An 18812-nucleotide genomic window follows, 5' to 3' on the forward strand; every position below is an offset into this window, starting at 1 on the left:
GGCGCGACTTCAGACCAACACGATGACGGCGAGGACCGCCAGCAAAACCAGGGCGATCAGACCGGCGCGCACGCCGGCGAGCAGGTAAGAACGGTTACAGGCAGGGGAACTGCCGTACCAATGCGACGACGTCGGCGACTGTGGTCCGACCGGTTGCGTCGTCATCGAATGACCCTGACCTGCACGTCCAACTCGCCTCCAGTGAGATGAGTCACAAATGAGTTTGGTGGTCGCGATCATAACGCCTTATGAACCGCCGGAGAAAATTGAACCGGCGTCAGCGCGCTGACCAGCGATTGCCGGGTGGCCCAACGGGATGCTTAGCGCGGCGATGGATTTCGCTCACGGCTTGGCAGGGTTGTCGATTGGCGCGCCCGTGATCGCCCTGTTATCCACAGCCGCCGCCCCGCCGGACCTATTGACTCCACGTCAAACATCGCCGGTTGCACCCTGGCGCTGTGGATAAGCCTGTGGAAACTGTGGATAGCCATTGGTAGCTGAGACGCGAATTCTGCAGTGCCGGCCGGCGCATGCCAAGATCGAGTCCATGCTCGGTGAACCGGTGGTTGCGCAAACGGACGTCGCCGCGTTGCCGGCCGAGTTCGGCTCGGCGGCGGTGTTGCTCGATGTGCGCGAGGACGACGAGTGGAAGCGCGGCCACGCCGCCGACGCCCGGCACATCCCGATGGCCGAAGTGCCGGCGCGCCTCGGCGAGATCGACCGCGACGCCGAGCTGTACGTCATTTGCCATGCCGGTGGCCGGTCCCTGCGGGTGGCGCAGTATTTGCAGCAAAACGGTTACCGGGCAATCAACGTCAGCGGCGGGATGCTGGCATGGGCGGGCGCCGGGCGCCTGGTGATCACCGACGACGGCGGCCCGGGCAGCGTCTGAGGACTGAGCTCCCGCTTCCGAGACGTTTTAAGCTGGTGCGGTGATCCGCGCCGGCGACGATTTGACACTGAGCGATGAGGTGGGGGCACCTCCCGCTTGTGGGGGAGAGCGGCGCTCATGATCCAAGCGTGCTCACAGTGCGGCACACGCTGGAATGTGCGCGACCGCCAGCGGGTGTGGTGCCCGCGCTGCCGCGGGACGCTGCTGCCGCCGTCCACCGAGGGGCAGGCGGTCGACCCGCGTTGGAGCGCTCGCAGCGCCGCGCCCACGACCGGCCGGCGGATGCCGCCGCGGCTGCCCCCGGGTTACCGGTGGATCGCCGTTCGGCCCGGCGCGCCGCCGCCACCGCGCCGTCGTCGTCGGCCCCTGGGGCCCACCCCCCGCTACGCGGTCATACCGCGGTGGGGACTGGCCGATCGCGTCGAACCGGGGGCGGCGACGCCGGCCGCGGCCGTGCCATCCGGCCCGCCAGCGGCACGGGTGCGCACCACGCTGTTCGCCAGCGTCGTGGTGTTGGGCATTGCGGCACTGGTGCATGTCGTGCGCTACCTGCTGCTGATCATCAACCGCGGCACCCTGCTCAACCCGTGGGTGGCGGGCGCCGCACTGTGGCTGGGCGTCTTGGCCAGCGCCGCCGCCATCGCGATGGTGATCACCTGTGCGGTGGTGCTGATCCGATGGCTGATCGCGCGTCGCGCCGCCGCGTTCGCGCATTACGGCCTGCCCGAGCCGCGTTCGCCGCGTGCACTGTGGGCCGGCTGCTTCATACCGCTGGTGAACCTGCTGTGGGCCCCGGTGTACGTCATCGAGTTGGCGGCCACGGAAGACGTTTTGCCGCGGCTGCGCAAACCCATCCTGGTGTGGTGGATCGTGTGGATCGTCAGCACGGCGGTGGCGCTCTTCGCTATCGCCACCAGCCGGGCGCAAGATGCCCAGGGCATCGCCGACAACACCGTGACGACGATATTTGCGTACCTGGTGGCCGCGGCCGCGGTGGCCGCCACCGGGCGGGTGTTCGAGGGCTTCGAGCGCAAACCGGTCGAACGGCCGGCCCACCGCTGGGTGGTGGTCGCCGACGATCGCGGCGACGCGCCGGGATCCGCTCCGGCTGTTGAGTCGGAGGGCGAGGAACCGGCAGCATAGGGATATGACGCGGGCCGACGAGGTGCTCGCCCGGCACCCACACGTGGTAGCCCATCGCGGCGCCTCGGCTGCTCGGCCGGAACATACCCTGGCCGCATACGATCTCGCGCTCAAGGAAGGCGCCGACGGCGTCGAATGCGATGTACGGCTCACGCGGGACGGCCACCTGGTCTGCGTGCACGACCGCCGGCTGGACCGCACGTCCACCGGAGCCGGTCTGGTCAGCACGATGACGCTGGCGGAGTTGCGTGAGCTGGAGTACGGGGCCTGGCACGACAGCTGGCGCCCCGACGGCGGTCATGGCGACAGCGGGCTGCTGACGCTCGACGCGCTGGTCGCGCTGGTGCTGGATTGGAACCGGCCGGTGAAGATCTTCATCGAAACCAAGCACCCGGTCCGCTACGGCGCGCTGGTCGAAAGCAAGGTGTTGGCGCTGCTGCAGCGGTTCCGGATCGCCACGCCCGCCTCCGCAGACCGCTCCCGCGCGGTGGTGATGTCGTTTTCGGCGGCGGCTGTGTGGCGCATCCGGCGCGCCGCGCCGCTGCTTCCCACGGTGCTGCTGGGCAAGGCCGCGCTGTATTTGGGCAGCAGCGCGGCCTCCGCCGTCGGGGCCACCGCGGTCGGGCCGTCGATTGCGACGCTGCGTGAGCATCCCGAGCTCGTCGACCGCGCCGCGGCCCAGGGCCGGGCGCTGTACTGCTGGAACGTCGACCACTACGACGACGTCAGGTTCTGCCGGGAAGTGGGCGTGGCATGGCTGGCCACCCGCCATCCCGGCCGCGTCAAGGCCTGGCTGCAGGACGGGCTGACCGGCGCAGGTCTCGACTAGACCTGCTTAGGGTCCGTCGAGATCCGCCGGCGGTACGGGTGCATCCGCGGCCAGCGCATCGAACAGGTGGGCCGCCGCGTCGTGATCCCACACCACGACCGAGCCGGAGTCGGAGCCGGTGAACTCGCCGATCGGCACCGTCAGCGTCGTCGTCGAGCCGCGCAGCGACCAGCCCAACCGCGCGAGATCCCAGACATGGTCGCCCGCATCAACGGTCAGGGCCTCGGTGGCGGCATGCGGCACCGAATACCAGCGCCACGGGTTGAGCCACACCCCCGGACTGACGGCACGGTGCAGCAACGCCGACATGACCCGGCGCTGGTTGACCATTCGGTCCAGGTCGGCGCGCGGGGTCGCCCGGGTGCGGACGAAACCGAGCGCGGTCGGCCCGTCGAGGCGTTGGCAACCGGCCGGCAGGCTGATTCCGGCCAGCGGATCGTCGATCGGCGTGGCCGGGCAGGCGGTGACTCCGCCGAGCGCGTCGACTAGGCCGGCGAAGCCGCTGAAGCCGACTTCGACGTAGTGGTCGAGGCGCAGCCCGGTGGCTTGCTCGACCGTCTGAGCCAGCAACGGCGCGCCGCCCATCGCGAACGCGGCGTTGATCTTGTCGCGGCCGTAGCCCGGGATCGGCACGTAGGAGTCGCGCGGAATCGACACCATCGTCGTCGGCGTCGCGGAGCCGATCGCCGGCACGTGGACCAGCAGGATCGTGTCGGTGCGACCGTTGCCGATGTCGCCGCCGGTGGCCAGCGCCTGCTGCTGCTCGACGGTGAGGCCTTGGCGGCTGTCCGATCCGACCAGCAGCCAGGTGGTGCCATGGCCGGAGGCCGGTCGGCCCGGATAGTCGGTCAGCACCGGCTGGCGGTGCAGGGCGGTGTCCATCCACAGCGCACCGCCGAGGACGCCGGCGCTGACCAGCAGCACCGCGATCAGCAGACTGGCCGAAATCACTTGGCCCCACGCGCGTTTGCGGCGCGGGCGTGGCGTAGCCGGTTGTGCGGGCGGCCGACGGACGGGCGGAGACGGCGGTGGCGGGGGCGCCGGCCGGCGATAGCCGGGATCGCGCCGCAGAACCGGTGGCGGCTCGCGTCGGCGGTCGGCCGCCATCAGTGCAACCACCCGAGGTGACTGCGCAACAGCGCGTAGCCGACGAACGCCACACTGTCGATGAGGCCGTGGGCGATCACCAGCGGCCACAGCCGGCCGCTGCGCTGCCAGACATAGCCGAACACCAGTCCCATCGCCAGGTTGCCCAGCCCCGCGCCGAAGCCCTGGTAGAGGTGGCAGGCGCCGCGCAGCAGGCTCGAGTACACCACCGCCGCCCCGGCCGATACGTCCAGCTGCCGCAGCCGGGTGATCAGGTAGCCGACGACAATGACCTCCTCGGCCCAGCCGTTGGCGAACGCGGCGGCCACCAGCATCGGGATCCGCCACCAGGTGTCGCTCAGACTCGACGGGATCACCGACGCGTTGAGGCCCAGCATCCGCGCCGCGACGTAGAGCCCCAGCCCGGGCAGCCCGATCAGCGCGGCCAGCCCGACGCCGCCGCCCAGATCAGCAGGCCAGGAAAAGCGCCCCAGCCCGATTGCCGCGGGGCGTAAACCGCTGCGCCACAACAGGTACAGCCCCAGCCCGCCCCACGCGATCAGCTGCACGACGAACGCCGCATTCAACCCGAGGTCGACCAGGTCGAAGTAGGACCGCCGCGGGTTGAGCGGAATCCGCTGGGCGCTCAGATTGCGCAGCACCGCGTCGGTGAGTTGCAGGACTGCGGTGACCGCGCTGACGCCGAAGGTGACGCCCAGGACGACGACGACCTCGATGCGCAGCGCGCGTCGCTGCACCAACTGATCCTCGGGCGCGGTCACCTCGACACGGTAACCGCACCCCGGCGGCGTCTAGCCCCGGCGCGCGCGCAGGCCGTTCACGAACGGGCAACCCATCAGCACCCGGATGGCCTGGCTGAGCCCCACCACGTCGTCCACCGGCTTACGGAACGGCAGCCGCACGTCGCGGTCGCCGTCGGCGGCTTCGATGCGCAGCCGCACGCCGTACCGGTCGATGCCCAGCGGCCGGACATCTCCGCGCCGCAGCCGGGCCGGGAGCCGCGAGGCCAGTCGCGCGACGACGTCGCGATGAGCGCTGTCGAGGTGGCGAATCCAGCACGACTCGAGCGCGCAGAACGGGTCCGGCCGGGCGTCCAGCAGGGCCGCGACGCCGACGGACTCGGCGCCGGTGGCGTCGGTCACCACCACCGAGTCGATCTCCAGGCGCAGCAGCGCGTAGCGGGCGTCGTCGTCGACGGGCGGGCTCGACGCCGCCGTGTGCACTTGCAGCAGCGCAGGATTCGCATCCTCGGTGGCGATCAGGTCGAGCATGGCGGGCACCGCGGGCATCGGCACCGGCTGGAGTCGCCCGCGGATCCACACCAGCGAGCGCACCGGCTCACGCAGCGGCAGCGGCGCGTAGTCGGCCAGTTCCAGCACGGCCTGCGCGCCGGGCGGCGCTGGTGCGTCGAGCGGCGCAGCGACGGCGAACGACCCGTCGCTGAGCAGGTGGTGCAGCGGCGTGGTGACCGGCTCGGCGCCCTCGATCGCCAGCAGCGCGCCGTTGGCCCGGAGGCAAGTGCTGCGGATCCGCTCAGCGGTTGTCGGCGCGGTGCAGGGGGCGAGGGTCATCGATCACCATCCTTCGAGTGAGGTAAGCCTAACTTAACTAGATCGCGGCGGACGGCGCAAGGCTCTGCACCGGATAGGGTTTTGGTCGTGGCTCGCATCGCGTATCTCGGTCCGGAGGGGACGTTCACCGAGGCGGCGTTGTTGCGGATGACCGACGCCGGCATGATTCCGCGGCGCGGCTCGGACGGCGTGGCACCGATCCCGACCGAGAGCACGCCCGCGGCTCTGGATGCCGTGCGCAAGGGCGAGGCCGACTACGCCTGCGTGCCGATCGAGAACTCGATCGACGGGTCGGTGATGCCGACGCTGGACAGCCTGGCGATGGGTTCGCCGCTGCAGGTGTTCGCCGAGATCACCTTGGACGTGGCGTTTTCCATCGTGGTCAAGCCCGGACGCAGCGTCGACGAGGTGCGCACGCTGGCCGCCTTCCCGGTCGCGGCCGCGCAGGTGCGGCAGTGGGTCGCGGCGAATCTGCCGGGCGTCGAGCTGCACCCGGCGAACTCCAACGCCGACGCCGCGCAGCAGGTCGCCGACGGCGTGGTGGACGCCGCGGTGAGCTCGCCGCTGGCCGCGGCCTACCGCGGGTTGGCGACGCTGGCCGACGGCGTCGTCGACGAAGCCAACGCCCGCACCCGCTTCGTGTTGGCCGGCCCGCCGGGGCCCCCGCCGGCCCGGACCGGCGCCGACCGCACGTCGGTGATCTTGCGGATCGACAACGCGCCGGGCGCGCTGGTGACCGCGCTGTCGGAAGTCGGGATCCGCGACATCGACCTCACCCGCATCGAATCGCGGCCCACCCGAACCGAGTTGGGCACCTACGTGTTCTTCCTGGACTGGGTGGGCCACATCGACGACGACGCGGTCGCCGAGGCACTCAAGGCGCTCTACCGTCGTTGTGCGGATGTGCGCTATCTGGGTTCCTGGCCGACGGGAGTGGCCGCCGGTGTGCCGCCGCCGCAGATCGACGAGGCGTCGCGCTGGCTGGCGCGGCTGCGGGAGCCGGAGCGATGAGCGGCCGCCTGGTGCTGGTGCGGCACGGTCAGTCCTACGGCAATGTCGACCGCCGGTTGGACACCCGCCCGCCCGGCACCGAGCTGACGCCATTAGGCCGCGACCAGGCCAGGGCGTTTGCCCGCAACGGGTTGCATCAGCCCGGCCTGCTGGTGCATTCGGTGGCCGTCCGGGCCGCTCAGACCGCCGCCGAGATCGGTGCGGAGGCCAAGCTGGCGGCCCGCGAGGTCGCCGGCATTCACGAGGTGCAGGTCGGCGAGCTGGAAGACCGCAGCGACGACGACGCCGTCGCCGAATTCAACGCCATCTACGAGCGCTGGCATAAAGGCGAGCTCGACGTGCCGCTGCCGGGTGGCGAGAGCGCCGAGCAGGTGCTGGACCGCTATGTGCCGGTGCTGACCGATCTGCGGATGCGCTACCTGGACGACGACGAATGGACCAGTGACATCGTCGTCGTCAGCCACGGCGCTGCCATCCGGCTGACCGCGGCGGTGCTGGCCGGGGTCGATGGCAGCTTCGTGGTGGACCACCACCTGGGCAACGCCGAGTCGGTGGTGCTGACGCCGGTCACCGACGGACGCTGGAGCTGCGTGCAGTGGGGCACGCTGACGCCGCCGTTCTACCCGGAGCCGGGAGCCACCCCGGTCGCTGACGCCGTGGAATCCGGCACCGACCCGATGGGCTGAGCCTCAGACCGCCAGCGCCGTGGCCTCGGTGCATCCGCAGCCGACCGCGTCGCAGTCCACGACGAAGACATGCGGCAGTAACTCCGGGCTGGTGCAGCCGTCCTCAGTGCACTCCGACCGGCGCAGCGAATGGCGGATGACGGTGCCGTGGCAGTGATCCAAGCCTGCCCGGCAGTCGCGGCAGCTTGTGTCCATGGCCCGTTCTTAGCACTCGGCGCCGACAGATCGGCGGTGCCGCGCCCGGCCGGCGCCGGTTAAATCAGGCCCAGCCCAATTCGTGCAGCCGGTCGTCGTCGATGCCGAAATGATGGGCGATTTCGTGGATCACGGTGATCTTCACCTCGTCGACTACCTCGTCGTCGGAGTCGCAGATGTCCAGCAATGCGTCGCGGTAGATCGTGATGGTGTCCGGCAGCGACCCGGCGTAGTTGGAGTCCCGCTCGGTGAGCGCGACACCTTCGTACAGCCCGAGCAGCTCGGCGTCCTCGGGATGGCGGTCGGAGACCAGCACGACGACGTTGTCCATCACTGCGGCCAGCTCGGGCGGAATGAGGTCCAGCGCGTCGGAGACCAGCTCGTCGAACCGCTGCGGATCCATCCGCACCGCCACCCGGCTAGCCTGCCGGCGGCGGGGGCGGTGGCGCCGGTGCTTCGGGCGGCGGTGCTGGCGGTGCCTCGGGGGCAGGCGGAGCCGCCGGAGGCGGAGCTGGTGCTTCGGGCGGCGGTGGCGGCGCGGCGGGTTGCTGGGGTGCGGGCGCTGCGGGCTGCTGCTGTTGCGGGGCCGGCGGGCCCGGCTGCTGCGGCAGATGTTCGTTGCCTTGCCGTTGTTGAGGGGTGCTGCTCGAGCCTCCCGAGGACCCAGCCGACGATCCCGCCGACGACGCGGCGCTGCCGCCGCTGGTTGCGGGCATCGGGATCGGCGGCAGGTTGAGCCGCTCCTCCGGAATGTCCGGCGGCGGCACCGGCGGCTGGCCGTTGATCAGCAGCGGCCCCTTGGCGCTGTTCAGCAGTGTGGCCCAACCGCCGTTGCCCAGGGTTGCCCCGATGCTGCAAGCGACCTCGCGGCTGCCGGCCGACCAACTCGGCAGCGACAGCGTGTTGTAGATCAGCGTCAGCGTGGTGCTGCGCAACTGGACGGGCGCCAGGTAGGCGTCGGTCAGCCGGGTGCAGGACTCCTTGATGAACGCGTCCTGCTCAGGGTCGGGCGGTAGCCCCTCGGGGAACTTGGCCATCAGGTTGACCGTGCCGGTGACCTCCATCGCATGCGGCACGACGCAGTCGACCGGGACGTCGGTGGGCTGGTTGGTCGACGGGTCGATGCCCAGGCAGGTGCCGTCGGGCCACACCCGCGACTGGTCGAGGTCGGCGACCTTGCCTTTGAACGCCTGTTGCTGGTTGCCGGCACCCGGGAGCTGCAGGCCGCACAGCATGCGGCGCTCACCGTGCTGCCGCCAGGCCTTGTCGCCGGACCACAGCATGCTGATGGTGAACTTGCTGCTCGGATCGAATTTGGTGCCGAGGTAGCGATGCACGGCCGATTCGCACTGCTCTTGGCTGATCTGCTCGATGCGCGCGGCCGACGGCGGCGCGGCGTCGGGCCCGTATTCCGAGCCGGGGAACGTCCGCATGTCGATCGACTCGGCGACTTCGAAGCGGTGCTCGTCCTTGCAGTCGACGATGGTGGCCGCCTCCGGCGTGCGCTCCGGCCACATCAGGCAGTCGCCGCGGCCGGCGTGGTTGAACGCGTCGTTGCCTTTCGCGCCGGTGCTGGGCACCGGGTCGATGTAGCCGGCCAGTCGGCCGCCGTCGCCGGAGATCGGAAGCGCAACGACGATTCCGGCGATCAGCAGACCGCCCAGCGCGGTCAGCAACAACGCGCGCCGCGTCGCCGTGGCATGCAAGGTGCGCAGCCACCCGACCCGCGCCAGCCGGGATACCGGCTGTTCGGCGGGTGAATCGTGCTGCTCGGGTGCGTCCAACATTGGCTCCATTCTGACAGGCCCGACACACCCCGTGACACTTGATGCAGATGTTGCTTACCGGCTACCGGAGATGTCCGGCGCCGCGAGCAAAAGTAGGGTCGTAGGCCGTGATCGACCTCAAGCTGCTGCGCGAAGACCCCGACGCCGTTCGCCGCTCCCAGCGGAGCCGCGGCGAGGACCCCGCACTGGTCGACACGCTGCTGGCCGCCGACGCCGCGCGGCGGGCGGCGATCTCCGCCGCGGATTCGCTGCGCGCGGAGCAGAAGGCGGCCAGCAAGAAGGTGGGTGCCGCGTCACCCGACGAGCGTCCGGCGCTGCTGGCGGAGGCCAAGGAGCTGGCGGAGCGGGTCAAAGCCGCCGAGGCAGAGCAGGCCGATGCCGAGGCGGCGTTCACCGCGGCGCACATGGCGATCTCCAACGTGATCATCGACGGGGTCCCCGCCGGCGGGGAAGACGACTACGCCGTCCTCGACGTCGTCGGCGAGCCGACTGCGATCGAAAACCCAAGGGACCACTTGGAACTCGGCGAATCGCTGGGCCTGATCGACATGGAACGCGGCGCCAAGGTGTCCGGGTCGCGGTTCTACTTCCTGACCGGCCGCGGCGCGCTGCTGCAGCTGGGCCTGCTGCAGCTCGCGGTGCGGCTGGCCGTCGACAATGGTTTCGTCCCGATGATCCCGCCGGTGCTGGTGCGTCCGGACGTCATGTCGGGCACCGGATTTCTCGGTGCGCACGCCGAGGAGGTGTATCACCTTGACGCCGACGACCTCTACCTTGTCGGCACCTCCGAGGTTCCGCTGGCGGGGTATCACTCCGACGAGATCCTCGACTTGTCCGGCGGACCGCTGCGCTACGCGGGCTGGTCGTCGTGCTTTCGCCGGGAAGCCGGCAGCCACGGCAAAGACACCCGCGGCATCATCCGCGTGCACCAGTTCGACAAGGTCGAGGGCTTCGTCTACTGCATGCCCGCCGACGCTGAGGCCGAGCATCAACGGCTGCTGGGCTGGCAGCGCGAGATGCTGGCCCGTATCGAGGTGCCGTATCGCGTGATCGACGTCGCCGCAGGGGATCTCGGCTCGTCGGCGGCCCGCAAATTCGACTGCGAGGCATGGATCCCCACGCAAGGCGCCTACCGCGAGCTGACCTCGACGTCGAACTGCACCACCTTCCAGGCTCGCCGGCTCGCGACGCGCTACCGGGACGAGAACGGCAAGCCGCAGATCGCCGCCACCCTCAACGGCACCCTGGCCACCACTCGCTGGCTGGTCGCCATCCTGGAAAACCACCAGCGGCCCGACGGCACTGTGCGGGTCCCCGAGGCGCTGGTGCCGTTCGTGGGCACCGAACTGCTCGAGCCTCTCGGCTAGATCGCTTTGCCGGGGGTATGCCCGAAGGCCCGCCGGTAGGTGTCGATGAAGGCGCTCGGTGTGGCCCAACCGCATTGCAGCGCAACAGAAGTGACGTTCTCGTGCTCGGCGAGCAACATCAGTGCGTGGTGCAGGCGCACCTGGGTGCGCCACTGCGGAAACGTCATGGCCAGCTCGTCGCGGAACAGGCGGCTCAGCGTGCGCTGGCCCACGCCGACCCGGTCGCCGATCTGCCGCAGTGTCAACGGCTCGCGCAGGCTGGCGGTGATCAGCGCGCACGCTTGCCGCAGCCGGTGGTCGACCGGAGTGGGAATCCACAGGGGCTCGCGGATGCTGGTGGTTTGCAGTTGGTCGTGCAGCACGGCCAGCATCCGGTGGTGCTCGTCGGTGTCGGTGCTGTCGGCCTGCGAACACGCGATGATCAACTCGCGCATCAGCGGGCTGACCGCCAGCACGGTCGGTGTGTCAGGTCCGCGGCGATAGCGGCGGGGATCCAGCGCGACGCCGTGAAAGTGCGTGTGGCCGTGGAACTTGTGCTCATGCCAGCAACCCGCCGGTATCCAGATGGCCCGATTGGCCGGGGTGATCCAGGTTCCCGCAGGGGTGGTCACCGAGACCGCGCCCGAGGACGGGTAGACGATCTGATGTTGCGGATGGCGGTGCCGTTCGATCCGCGCTCCCGGCGGCAGCGTCTGCGACGAGGTCACCAGCCCCTGGTGGCTGATTTCCGACATAACACGGCAGGATATCGGAAGCCCGCAATGTGCGCGTGCGCCTAGCGTTTCCGGTATGGCGATGAATCTCCTGCACCGGTACTGGTGCAGCTCGGTGGGTTGGGAAAAGTCGGTGGCCGATCAGCTGTTGCCGTGGGCGCTGCAGGGCGTCGAATTGGGCGCGCGCACTTTGGAAATCGGCCCCGGATACGGCGCGACGCTGCGGACCCTGCTGGACCGCGGGGCCTCGCTGACCGCGGTCGAGGTCGACGGCGCGATGGCCGATCGCCTGCAGCGCCGCTACGGCGAGCGGGCGCACATCGTCCACGCCAGCGGCACCAAAACCGGGCTGCCCGCAGATTATTTCACCTCGGTGGTGTGCTTCACGATGCTGCACCACGTGCCCAGCATCGCGTTGCAGGACCAGCTCTTAGCCGAGGCGTTCCGGGTGCTGCAGCCCGGTGGGGTGTTCGCCGGCAGCGACGGCGTGCCGTCATGGACGTTCCGCCTGCTCCACGTGGCCGACACCTACAACCCGATCGCGCCGCAGGACCTGCCGAGGCGGCTGCGCGCCGCCGGATTCACCGACGTCCATACCGACGTCAGCGGCGCCCGGCAAAAGTGGCGGGCCACCAAACCGGGCTAGGCCTGCACTGTCTCCCGCGACTGCGTCTGGCGGCGCTGCCGCTCGGTGGTGGCGAAGTAGAGCGCGAACGCGAACGCACAGCTGGTGAACAAGCTGGACACGAAGTACAGCCACGGCCGCCGCAGCCCGCGCCGGTAGCCGTCGACGATCGTAAACAGTGGCAGCAGAACGACATTGATGATTGTGTAGTCCTGGCTCGCCGAGCTCGCGGCGGGATTGGTGAACATCAACCGGATGTAGTCCGACCAACTGCCCGGCCCCCAAAGGGGATTGCCCGACCCGGTGGCGTACTCGCGCACGAACCGGATGTTGAAATACCAGCCGAGCGCGATCGATGCGACGCCGACGACGTAGTACGCGCATTCGAGCACCGAAAAGCGAGGCCCGTGGGGCGGCCGCGCGAAAACTTGCGGGTTAGACGCGACGATCCATCCGATCACCGTCAGTCCCAGGATTGCGTGGACCAGAAGCGAGACCATGGGGGCAGTCTCGGCATCGCCCGCAGTTTTGTCAAGATTGACAAAACACGACGAGGTACCGTACTGGCATGGCCAGACCCGCCCGGACGGCGCGCAGCGAGCGCACCCGCGAAGCCCTCATTCAGGCGGCGCAGGTGCGGTTCCTAGCCCAGGGCGTGGAGGACACGTCGGCCGAGCAGATCGCGGCGGACGCGGGGGTGTCGCTGCGGACGTTCTATCGGCACTTCACGTCCAAGCACGACTTGTTGTTTGCCGACTACACCGGATTGAAATGGTTTCGCGCCGCGCTGGACGCCCGGCCGGCCGACGAACCGATCATCGAGTCCGTCCAAACGGCTATCTTCTCGTTTCCCTATGACGTTGAGGCCGTGACCAAAGTCGCCGCGCTGCGGGGCGGCGAGCTCGACCCCGGCCGCATCGTCCGGCACATGCGAGAGGTCCAGGCCGACTTCGCGGATGCCATCCAGGCACAGCTGCACCGGCGTAGCTGTACCGCGGACAGAACGCCGGATACCCGGTTGCACGCCATGGTGACCGCGCGCTGCATCGCCGCCGCGGTGTTCGGCGCCATGGAGTTCTGGATGCTCGGCGACGATCGGTCGCTGGGCGAGCTGGCCCGGATGTGTCATGCGGCGCTGGAGTCGCTGCGAGCCGGCCTCGCCTAGCCGCGTTTCGTCATAATTGACAAAACTTTGGATCCGTGCCAGCCTGCGCAGCAGAGCGGGAAAGGGCGGAACGGATGACCGACTACGACGCAATCGTGATTGGTGCCGGACACAACGGCTTGGCCGCGGCGGTGATCCTGCAACGCGCCGGACTACGCACGGTGTGCCTGGAATCCAAGCTCTACGCCGGCGGCATGGCGTCGACGGTCGAGTTGTTCGACGGCTACCACTTCGAGATCGCCGGGTCGGTTCAGTTCCCGACGGCGCCGGCGGTCGCCGACGAGTTGGGACTGGGCAACCTGCCAACCGTCGATCTCGACGTGATGTCAGTGGCGGTGCGCGGGGTCGGCGACGATCCGCTGGTCCAGTACAGCGACCCGATCAAGCTGTTCACCCACCTGAACGAGGTGCACGGCGCCGACGCTGTGAACGGCATGGCGGGGCTGATGGCCTGGAGCCAGGCGCCCACCCGTGCGCTGGGCCGCTTCGACGCCGGCGCGCCGCCCAAGACGCTCGACGAGATGTATGCCTGTGCGACAAACGAATTCGAGCGATCAGCGATCAATGACATGCTGTTCGGTTCGGTTACCGACGTGCTGGACCGCTATCTGCCCGACCGTGAGAAACACGGCGCGCTGCGCGGCTCGATGACGGTGCTGGCCGTCAACACCCTGTACCGGGGACCGGCCACACCGGGCAGCGCGGCCGCGCTCGCCTTCGGCCTCGGCGTGCCTGACGGCGACACGATGCAGATGAAAAAACTGCGCGGCTGCATCGGCGCGCTCACGTCGCATCTGTGCAAGCAACTGGAAAGCGCAGGCGGCGAAGTCCGGCTGCGCACCAAGGTGGCCGAAATCCTTGTTGCCGACGGCAGGGTCAGCGGCGTGCGCACCGAGGCCGGCGACACGGTGACCGCCCCGGTAGTCATCTCCGCCATCGCGCCCGACCTCACGCTGAACGAGTTGGTCGACCCCGCCGCGCTGCCCGCCGATATCCGGGAACGCTACGGCCGCATCGACCACCGCGGCAGTTACCTGCAGATGCATTTCGCGCTGGACGACGCCCCGGCCTTCGCGGCGCCGTACCAAATGCTCGATGACCCGGCCATGCAGGCGTCGATCGGCTTGTTCTGCACGCCGGAGGAAGTCCAGCAGCAGTGGGAGGATTGCCGGCGCGGCATCGTCCCGGCCGACCCGACGGTGGTGTTGCAGATCCCGTCGCAGAACGACCCGGACCTGGCGCCCGACGGTAAGCACGCCGCGTCGGCGTTCGCGTTGTGGTTCCCGATCGAAGGCGGGGTGGACTACGGCCGGGCCAAGGTCGAGATGGGCCGGCGGGTGATCGACAAGATCACCAGGCTGGCACCGAATTTCGAACGCAGCATCATCCGGCACACCACCTTTACGCCCAAGCACATGGGCACAATGTTCGGCGCGCCCGGCGGCGACTACTGCCACGGGCTGCTGAACCCCGACCAGATCGGCCCCAACCGGCCCGGCCCGAAAGGGTTTCTCGGGCAGCCGATCCCGATCGAGGGGCTATATCTAGGTAGCGCGGGATGTCACGGCGGCCCGGGCATCACGTTCATCCCGGGCTATAACGCCGCCCACCAGGCGCTGGCGGACGCTTAGTTCACCGAATGTGGGATTAATGCACGCTTTTCACCAAACTACGTGACACAAGTCCACACTCGGCGATCAGTCGGCTAGCTCCAGCAGCTCGTCGAGCAGCGCGGTGAACTCGTCCGGGTGCGCCGGAGTGAACGCGGGACTGGGCCGGGTCCCCGGCACGTCGAGCGTGATCAACGTCGACTTGAGCGGCCGGCCCACGTCCAGCGGCAGCCAGCGACGGAAATCCGAGGTACCCCAGATCCGGAACCGATGCGTGAACAGTCCCAGCGGCTCAGCCTTGTAGCCGCGGACCGTGCTCAGCGCGATGACCTTCGACGTGCCCGACGGAAAATGATAGCGGCGCAAGGTGATTGCCTCCCGATCCAGCTGGACCAGGCCGTCGTCGTAGTGCTGCCGGGTGCTCACAGCCGCGAACACCGGAGCTCGTGGCCGCGCGCGGTCAGGCAGCGACCGTTCTCCAGGTTCCATTGCCAACCGTGCAGGTTGCAGGTCAGTGTGTTGCCCTCCACCACACCGAACTTCGACAAATCGGCCTTCAAATGCGGGCAGCGCCGCTGCATCTCCCAGCCGTCCAGAGTGATCGACGCGGTGTCGTCGTGGGTTTCGGCGAACCAGCCGTCGGCATAGGCGATGCGCTCGTCGGTCAGGCATTTGAAGAATGTGTACAGGTACTCGTTGTAGCCGCCGACCCGCCACGCCTTGAACCGGGTGGACAAGAAGATGGTGTTGACCCAGTCGGGTTCGTTGTCGCGCAGCACGGTGCGCACCAACTCCGGCGGGATCTCGAAGCCGTAGCGGAACTTCTCGTCGGGAACTCCTTCGCGCACAGTGCGTTTGGGAAAGTCGAGCACCACGGTTTGCGGTCCGATCCGCAGTTCGACGGGATAGCCGATACCGTCGCAGATTTCGTCGCTGGCCAGCATGATCGGCTCGAACGCCGCGCGCAGCGGTTCCAGCAGCGATTCCCCGGCGGCCGGTGCCCAGCGGCCCTTCTCCGCTGCCAGCACGGGGGTCATCCGGGCGGCGTAGTCGGCGATGTAGTCGGCTTTGCCGGTGGTGAAGATCGCCTCGACTTCCTCGCTGGGCAGCGGGTGGTGCAGCGAATTCAATTGTGTGCCAGAGAATTCCGCGGTCGAGCCGGGCATCATCAACAGACCGCGGTCGTGGCCGTGGACGCGCATCTGGTCGAGGAACACCATCTGGTCGGGGAAGATGTTGGCCGGATCGCCGTGGTCGTCGTTGAGGTGGCGCAACTCGGGATCCAAAAAGCACGGCGGGCCGGCGGACGGGATCACCCAGGTGGCGTCGACCTGGGCGATGTACTGACGCGCGCGGTCCATCTGGCGCTGCCGCTTCTGGGTGCCGAAGGCCTCCTTGGCCCGGGCCGGCATGTCGTAGACCATCGGGTACCAGATCGCGCCGGAGTACTGCAGCATGTGCACGTCGACGTGGCCGAACGCCGAATGCAGCACGTCGAGATCCACCGGCCGGGCGTCGTTCATGTTGAACGCCGTCGTCTCTCCGTCGGAGACCACCAGCGCCGAGTCGCCGATCGGTCCGTCGGCGGGTGCCCGTAAGGCGATGATCATGATGTCCAGCTCGCCCTTGGGACCCGTAAGCCGGTGCTTTACCGAATCCGTCGTCTCGAAGAACCGGTGAAAACCCAGCTTTGCCAACTCATCTCGCAAGTCCGGCACCGGATACTCCGGCAGCAGTACCACGGCGTCCTTGTTGACGTGCTGGGCGAGCAGCTTGGCGTCGAAGTGGTCCTTGTGCAGATGCGAGACGTAGAGATAGTCGCAATCACCGAACGCGTCCCAGTCCAGGCCGCTGTTGTCGGGAAACGGGAACCACGACGCGAAGTAGGCAGGGTTGACCCACGGGTCGCACAGAATGCTGCCCGCCCGGGTCTCGATCCGGAAGCCGGCGTGGCCGACGCTGGTGACCTGCATCGGGCAATAGCCTAACGGGACGACGCGTCTTCGCTGCTCCACAGCCGCCGGTCTCTACGCAGCAGGCGCCGGTAGGTCAGCCGCGGGAACGGTCACGGTCGAACATCTTTTTGCAGCAGTGGGTGCGCCGGCAACCGAAAATATTAGGGTTGACGGCGTGGAGCCGGTGTACGGGACTGTCATTCAGCTTGCTCGCCTGACGTGGCGATTGCAGGGTTTGCGGTTCACTGTCAGCGGGGTGGAGCACCTGCCGGAGACCGGCGGAGCCGTCATCGCGATCAACCACACCAGCTACTTCGACTTCACCTTCGCCGGGTTGCCCGCCTACAAGCAGGGTCTGGGCCGCAAGGTGCGGTTCATGGCCAAGCAAGAGGTGTTCGACCACAAGGTTTCCGGCCCGATCATGCGTGGCTGCCGGCACATTCCGGTGGACCGGGAAAGCGGCGCTGCCTCGTTCGAGGCGGCGGTGGCCGCGCTGAAGGCCGGTGAACTGGTCGGGGTGTACCCGGAGGCGACGATCAGCCGGAGCTTCGAGATCAAGGAGCTCAAGTCCGGCGCCGCCCGAATGGCCATCGCGGCCGGCGTGCCGATCATCCCGCACATCGTGTGGGGCGCCCAGCGGATCTGGACCAAGGACCACCCGAAGAAGCTTGCCCGCCCCAAGGTGCCCATCGCGGTGGCGGTCGGCGAGCCGATCCAGCCGACGCTGGCGGCACCGGATCTGACGGCGTTGCTGCACTCCCGGATGCAGCATTTGCTGGAGCGGGTGCAAGACGCGTACGGACCGCATCCGGCCGGCGAGTTCTGGGTTCCGCACCGGCTGGGCGGAGGCGCCCCGTCGCTGGCCGAGGCCGCCCGGCTGGACGCCGAAGAAGCCACCCGGCGCGCTGCCGCGAAGGCGGCGCGCCTCCGGCCGGGTTCGGAGGCGGCGCCGGAGTAGCTGTATGGAACCGGTATTCCGCGCGCTCGAGATCACCGCAAAAGCGGTCATCAAGGCCGTCGGCAGCCCGATCTCCTTTGCGGGACTGGAGAACATCCCGCGCAGCGGCGGAGCCGTCATCGCGATCAACCACACCAGCTACGTCGACTTTCTGCCCGCCGGTCTGGCCGTGCATCACCGGGGCCGCCGGATCCGCTACATGATCAAGGCCGAGATGCAGCAGGTGAAGGTGGTCGACTTCCTGATCCGGCACACCAAGACCATTCCGGTGAACCGCGCAGCCGGGCGGGACGCCTACGCGGTCGCGGTCCAGCGGCTACGCGAGGGCGAGGTGATCGGGGTCTATCCCGAGGCGACGATCAGCCGCAGCTTCGAGCTCAAGGAATTCAAGACCGGCGCCGCCCGGATGGCGCTGGAGGCGCAGGTGCCGATCGTGCCGCTGATTGGCAGAACCGTTCTTCCGCATGATGGAGATGGTCGTCCCGCCACTGGTCGCGGCGAACGGCACCAAGATCACCTACCAGGGCCTGCAGAACATTCCCGAACGCGGCGGCGCGTTGGTGGCGCTCAACCACACCAGCTACGTCGACTGGCTGCCGGCGTCGCTGGCCGCATACCAGCGGCGACGGCGGCTGCGGTTCATGATCAAGGCCGAGATGCAGGACGTGCGGGCGGTCAACTACGTGATCAAGCACGCCAAGCTCATTCCGGTGGACCGCAGCCACGGATCCGACGCCTACGCGGTGGCCGTACGCGAACTGAAGCGCGGCGAACTCGTCGGGCTGCACCCGGAGGCCACGATCAGCCGCAGCTTCGAGCTGCGGCCGTTCAAAACCGGGACGGCCCGGCTGGCACTGGAGGCGCAGGTGCCGGTCATTCCGATGATCGTCTGGGGCGCACAGCGGATCTGGCCCAAAGACCACCGGCCGCAGCTGTTTCGCAACAAGGTCCCGATCACTGTCGCGGCTGGCGCGCCGCTGCAACCACGGGGCAGCGCCGACGAACTCAACGCCCGGTTGCGCGAAACGATGAAGTCGATGCTGTACCGGGTGCAGGAGGAGTACCCGCATCCCGAAGGCGCCTACTGGGTGCCGCGCCGGCTGGGCGGCAGCGCGCCGACGCCCGACGAGTCCAAGGCGCTGCGGATCGCCGAACTGATGGAGCGGGCCCGCAAACAGGGCGTGAGCCGGCTGTGACG

21 protein-coding genes and 2 pseudogenes are annotated in these 18812 nt (G+C 68.7%); 12 read left to right on the plus strand and 11 right to left on the minus strand.

The features are described 5' to 3' along the window. Nucleotides 1-9: 9 nt before the first annotated feature. Entirely contained in the window at nt 10-165 is a 156-nt protein-coding gene (locus MFM001_RS24575) for a hypothetical protein (RefSeq protein ID WP_192886824.1), read from the minus strand. A 382-nt stretch (nt 166-547) separates the two neighbouring features. Here MFM001_RS24575 and MFM001_RS02725 point away from each other — a divergent pair, with 382 nt between their 5' ends. The 3 genes from MFM001_RS02725 (at nt 548) to MFM001_RS02735 (ending at nt 2864) form a co-directional block, all read left to right on the plus strand. Beyond that, nucleotides 548-892, plus strand: coding sequence for a rhodanese-like domain-containing protein (locus MFM001_RS02725; protein WP_116373257.1), 345 nt, complete (start codon nt 548-550; stop codon nt 890-892). 117 nt (nt 893-1009) lie between these two features. Next, entirely contained in the window at nt 1010-2035 is a 1026-nt protein-coding gene (locus MFM001_RS02730) for a DUF4328 domain-containing protein (protein ID WP_116373259.1), read from the plus strand. Nucleotides 2036-2039: 4 nt separating this feature from the next. After that, complete coding sequence (locus MFM001_RS02735) at nt 2040-2864, plus strand: glycerophosphodiester phosphodiesterase (RefSeq protein WP_116373261.1); 825 nt, start codon at nt 2040-2042, stop codon at nt 2862-2864. 6 nt (nt 2865-2870) lie between these two features. Here the strand turns inward: MFM001_RS02735 and MFM001_RS02740 are convergent, their stop codons facing one another. The 3 genes from MFM001_RS02740 to MFM001_RS02750 are packed head-to-tail and all read right to left on the minus strand — an operon-like array spanning nt 2871 to nt 5542. Beyond that, nucleotides 2871-3971, minus strand: coding sequence for an LCP family protein (locus tag MFM001_RS02740; RefSeq protein WP_116373608.1), 1101 nt, complete (start codon nt 3969-3971; stop codon nt 2871-2873). After that, nucleotides 3971-4732: a CPBP family intramembrane glutamic endopeptidase gene (locus tag MFM001_RS02745; RefSeq protein WP_116373263.1), complete on the minus strand. Its 762-nt coding sequence runs from the start codon at nt 4730-4732 to the stop codon at nt 3971-3973. Before MFM001_RS02745 ends, MFM001_RS02740 begins: the two co-directional genes overlap by 1 nt. Before the next feature lie 30 nt (nt 4733-4762). Beyond that, entirely contained in the window at nt 4763-5542 is a 780-nt protein-coding gene (locus MFM001_RS02750; RefSeq protein WP_116373265.1) for a DUF2470 domain-containing protein, read from the minus strand. An 87-nt stretch (nt 5543-5629) separates the two neighbouring features. Between MFM001_RS02750 and pheA the strand changes: the two genes are divergently transcribed. Then, entirely contained in the window at nt 5630-6553 is a 924-nt protein-coding gene (pheA, locus tag MFM001_RS02755) for a prephenate dehydratase (RefSeq protein WP_116373267.1), read from the plus strand. Beyond that, nucleotides 6550-7239 (plus strand): histidine phosphatase family protein, encoded by a 690-nt coding sequence (locus MFM001_RS02760; RefSeq protein WP_116373269.1) that lies wholly within the window; start codon nt 6550-6552, stop codon nt 7237-7239. Before pheA ends, MFM001_RS02760 begins: the two co-directional genes overlap by 4 nt. A 3-nt stretch (nt 7240-7242) precedes the next feature. Here the strand turns inward: MFM001_RS02760 and MFM001_RS02765 are convergent, their stop codons facing one another. The 3 genes and pseudogenes from MFM001_RS02765 to MFM001_RS02775 all read right to left on the minus strand — a co-directional run bounded on the left by MFM001_RS02765 (nt 7243) and on the right by MFM001_RS02775 (nt 9230). Beyond that, a complete protein-coding gene (locus tag MFM001_RS02765; RefSeq protein WP_116373271.1) occupies nt 7243-7434 on the minus strand; it encodes a hypothetical protein in 192 nt (63 codons plus the stop codon). Further along, nucleotides 7434-7849: pseudogene (locus MFM001_RS02770) on the minus strand (metallopeptidase family protein); the annotation flags it as partial. The gene MFM001_RS02765 and the pseudogene MFM001_RS02770, both read right to left, overlap by 1 nt. A 4-nt stretch (nt 7850-7853) precedes the next feature. Continuing rightward, complete coding sequence (locus tag MFM001_RS02775; protein ID WP_116373275.1) at nt 7854-9230, minus strand: septum formation family protein; 1377 nt, start codon at nt 9228-9230, stop codon at nt 7854-7856. 98 nt (nt 9231-9328) lie between these two features. Between MFM001_RS02775 and serS the strand changes: the two genes are divergently transcribed. Further along, nucleotides 9329-10588, plus strand: a complete 1260-nt coding sequence (gene serS, locus MFM001_RS02780) for a serine--tRNA ligase (protein WP_116373277.1) — start codon at nt 9329-9331, stop codon at nt 10586-10588. On the opposite strand, the gene MFM001_RS02785 is transcribed toward serS, so the two are convergent. Further along, nucleotides 10585-11322 (minus strand): helix-turn-helix transcriptional regulator, encoded by a 738-nt coding sequence (locus MFM001_RS02785; protein ID WP_116373279.1) that lies wholly within the window; start codon nt 11320-11322, stop codon nt 10585-10587. The two genes, serS and MFM001_RS02785, sit on opposite strands and share 4 nt — an antisense overlap. 55 nt (nt 11323-11377) lie before the next feature. Here MFM001_RS02785 and MFM001_RS02790 point away from each other — a divergent pair, with 55 nt between their 5' ends. Further along, nucleotides 11378-11947, plus strand: coding sequence for a class I SAM-dependent methyltransferase (locus MFM001_RS02790; protein ID WP_116373281.1), 570 nt, complete (start codon nt 11378-11380; stop codon nt 11945-11947). Here MFM001_RS02790 and MFM001_RS02795 read toward each other — a convergent pair. Next, nucleotides 11944-12426, minus strand: a complete 483-nt coding sequence (locus MFM001_RS02795; RefSeq protein WP_116373283.1) for a DUF2834 domain-containing protein — start codon at nt 12424-12426, stop codon at nt 11944-11946. The two genes, MFM001_RS02790 and MFM001_RS02795, sit on opposite strands and share 4 nt — an antisense overlap. Before the next feature lie 68 nt (nt 12427-12494). Between MFM001_RS02795 and MFM001_RS02800 the strand changes: the two genes are divergently transcribed. Both MFM001_RS02800 and MFM001_RS02805 read left to right on the plus strand, forming a co-directional pair. Continuing rightward, nucleotides 12495-13091, plus strand: coding sequence for a TetR/AcrR family transcriptional regulator (locus MFM001_RS02800; protein ID WP_116373285.1), 597 nt, complete (start codon nt 12495-12497; stop codon nt 13089-13091). A gap of 74 nt (nt 13092-13165) precedes the next feature. Then, nucleotides 13166-14722 carry an NAD(P)/FAD-dependent oxidoreductase gene (locus tag MFM001_RS02805; protein WP_116373287.1) on the plus strand — a complete coding sequence of 519 codons (1557 nt, stop codon included), beginning with the start codon at nt 13166-13168 and terminating at the stop codon, nt 14720-14722. Nucleotides 14723-14788: 66 nt separating this feature from the next. Here the strand turns inward: MFM001_RS02805 and MFM001_RS02810 are convergent, their stop codons facing one another. Both MFM001_RS02810 and MFM001_RS02815 read right to left on the minus strand, forming a co-directional pair. Then, a complete protein-coding gene (locus MFM001_RS02810) occupies nt 14789-15127 on the minus strand; it encodes a hypothetical protein (RefSeq protein ID WP_192886825.1) in 339 nt (112 codons plus the stop codon). Then, nucleotides 15124-16674: an MBL fold metallo-hydrolase gene (locus MFM001_RS02815; protein ID WP_116373291.1), complete on the minus strand. Its 1551-nt coding sequence runs from the start codon at nt 16672-16674 to the stop codon at nt 15124-15126. Before MFM001_RS02815 ends, MFM001_RS02810 begins: the two co-directional genes overlap by 4 nt. Nucleotides 16675-16831: 157 nt before the next feature. On the opposite strand from MFM001_RS02815, the gene MFM001_RS02820 reads away from it, so the two are divergent. The 3 genes and pseudogenes from MFM001_RS02820 to MFM001_RS02830 all read left to right on the plus strand — a co-directional run bounded on the left by MFM001_RS02820 (nt 16832) and on the right by MFM001_RS02830 (nt 18810). After that, nucleotides 16832-17614 carry a 1-acyl-sn-glycerol-3-phosphate acyltransferase gene (locus MFM001_RS02820; protein ID WP_116373293.1) on the plus strand — a complete coding sequence of 261 codons (783 nt, stop codon included), beginning with the start codon at nt 16832-16834 and terminating at the stop codon, nt 17612-17614. A gap of 4 nt (nt 17615-17618) precedes the next feature. Then, nucleotides 17619-18059, plus strand: a pseudogene (locus MFM001_RS02825) (lysophospholipid acyltransferase family protein); the annotation flags it as partial. Then, complete coding sequence (locus tag MFM001_RS02830; protein WP_116373295.1) at nt 18058-18810, plus strand: 1-acyl-sn-glycerol-3-phosphate acyltransferase; 753 nt, start codon at nt 18058-18060, stop codon at nt 18808-18810. The pseudogene MFM001_RS02825 and the gene MFM001_RS02830, both read left to right, overlap by 2 nt. Nucleotides 18811-18812 lie beyond the last annotated feature (2 nt).

Origin of the sequence: Mycobacterium sp. MFM001 (assembly GCF_003402475.1) — a bacterium.
Lineage (GTDB): Bacteria > Actinomycetota > Actinomycetes > Mycobacteriales > Mycobacteriaceae > Mycobacterium.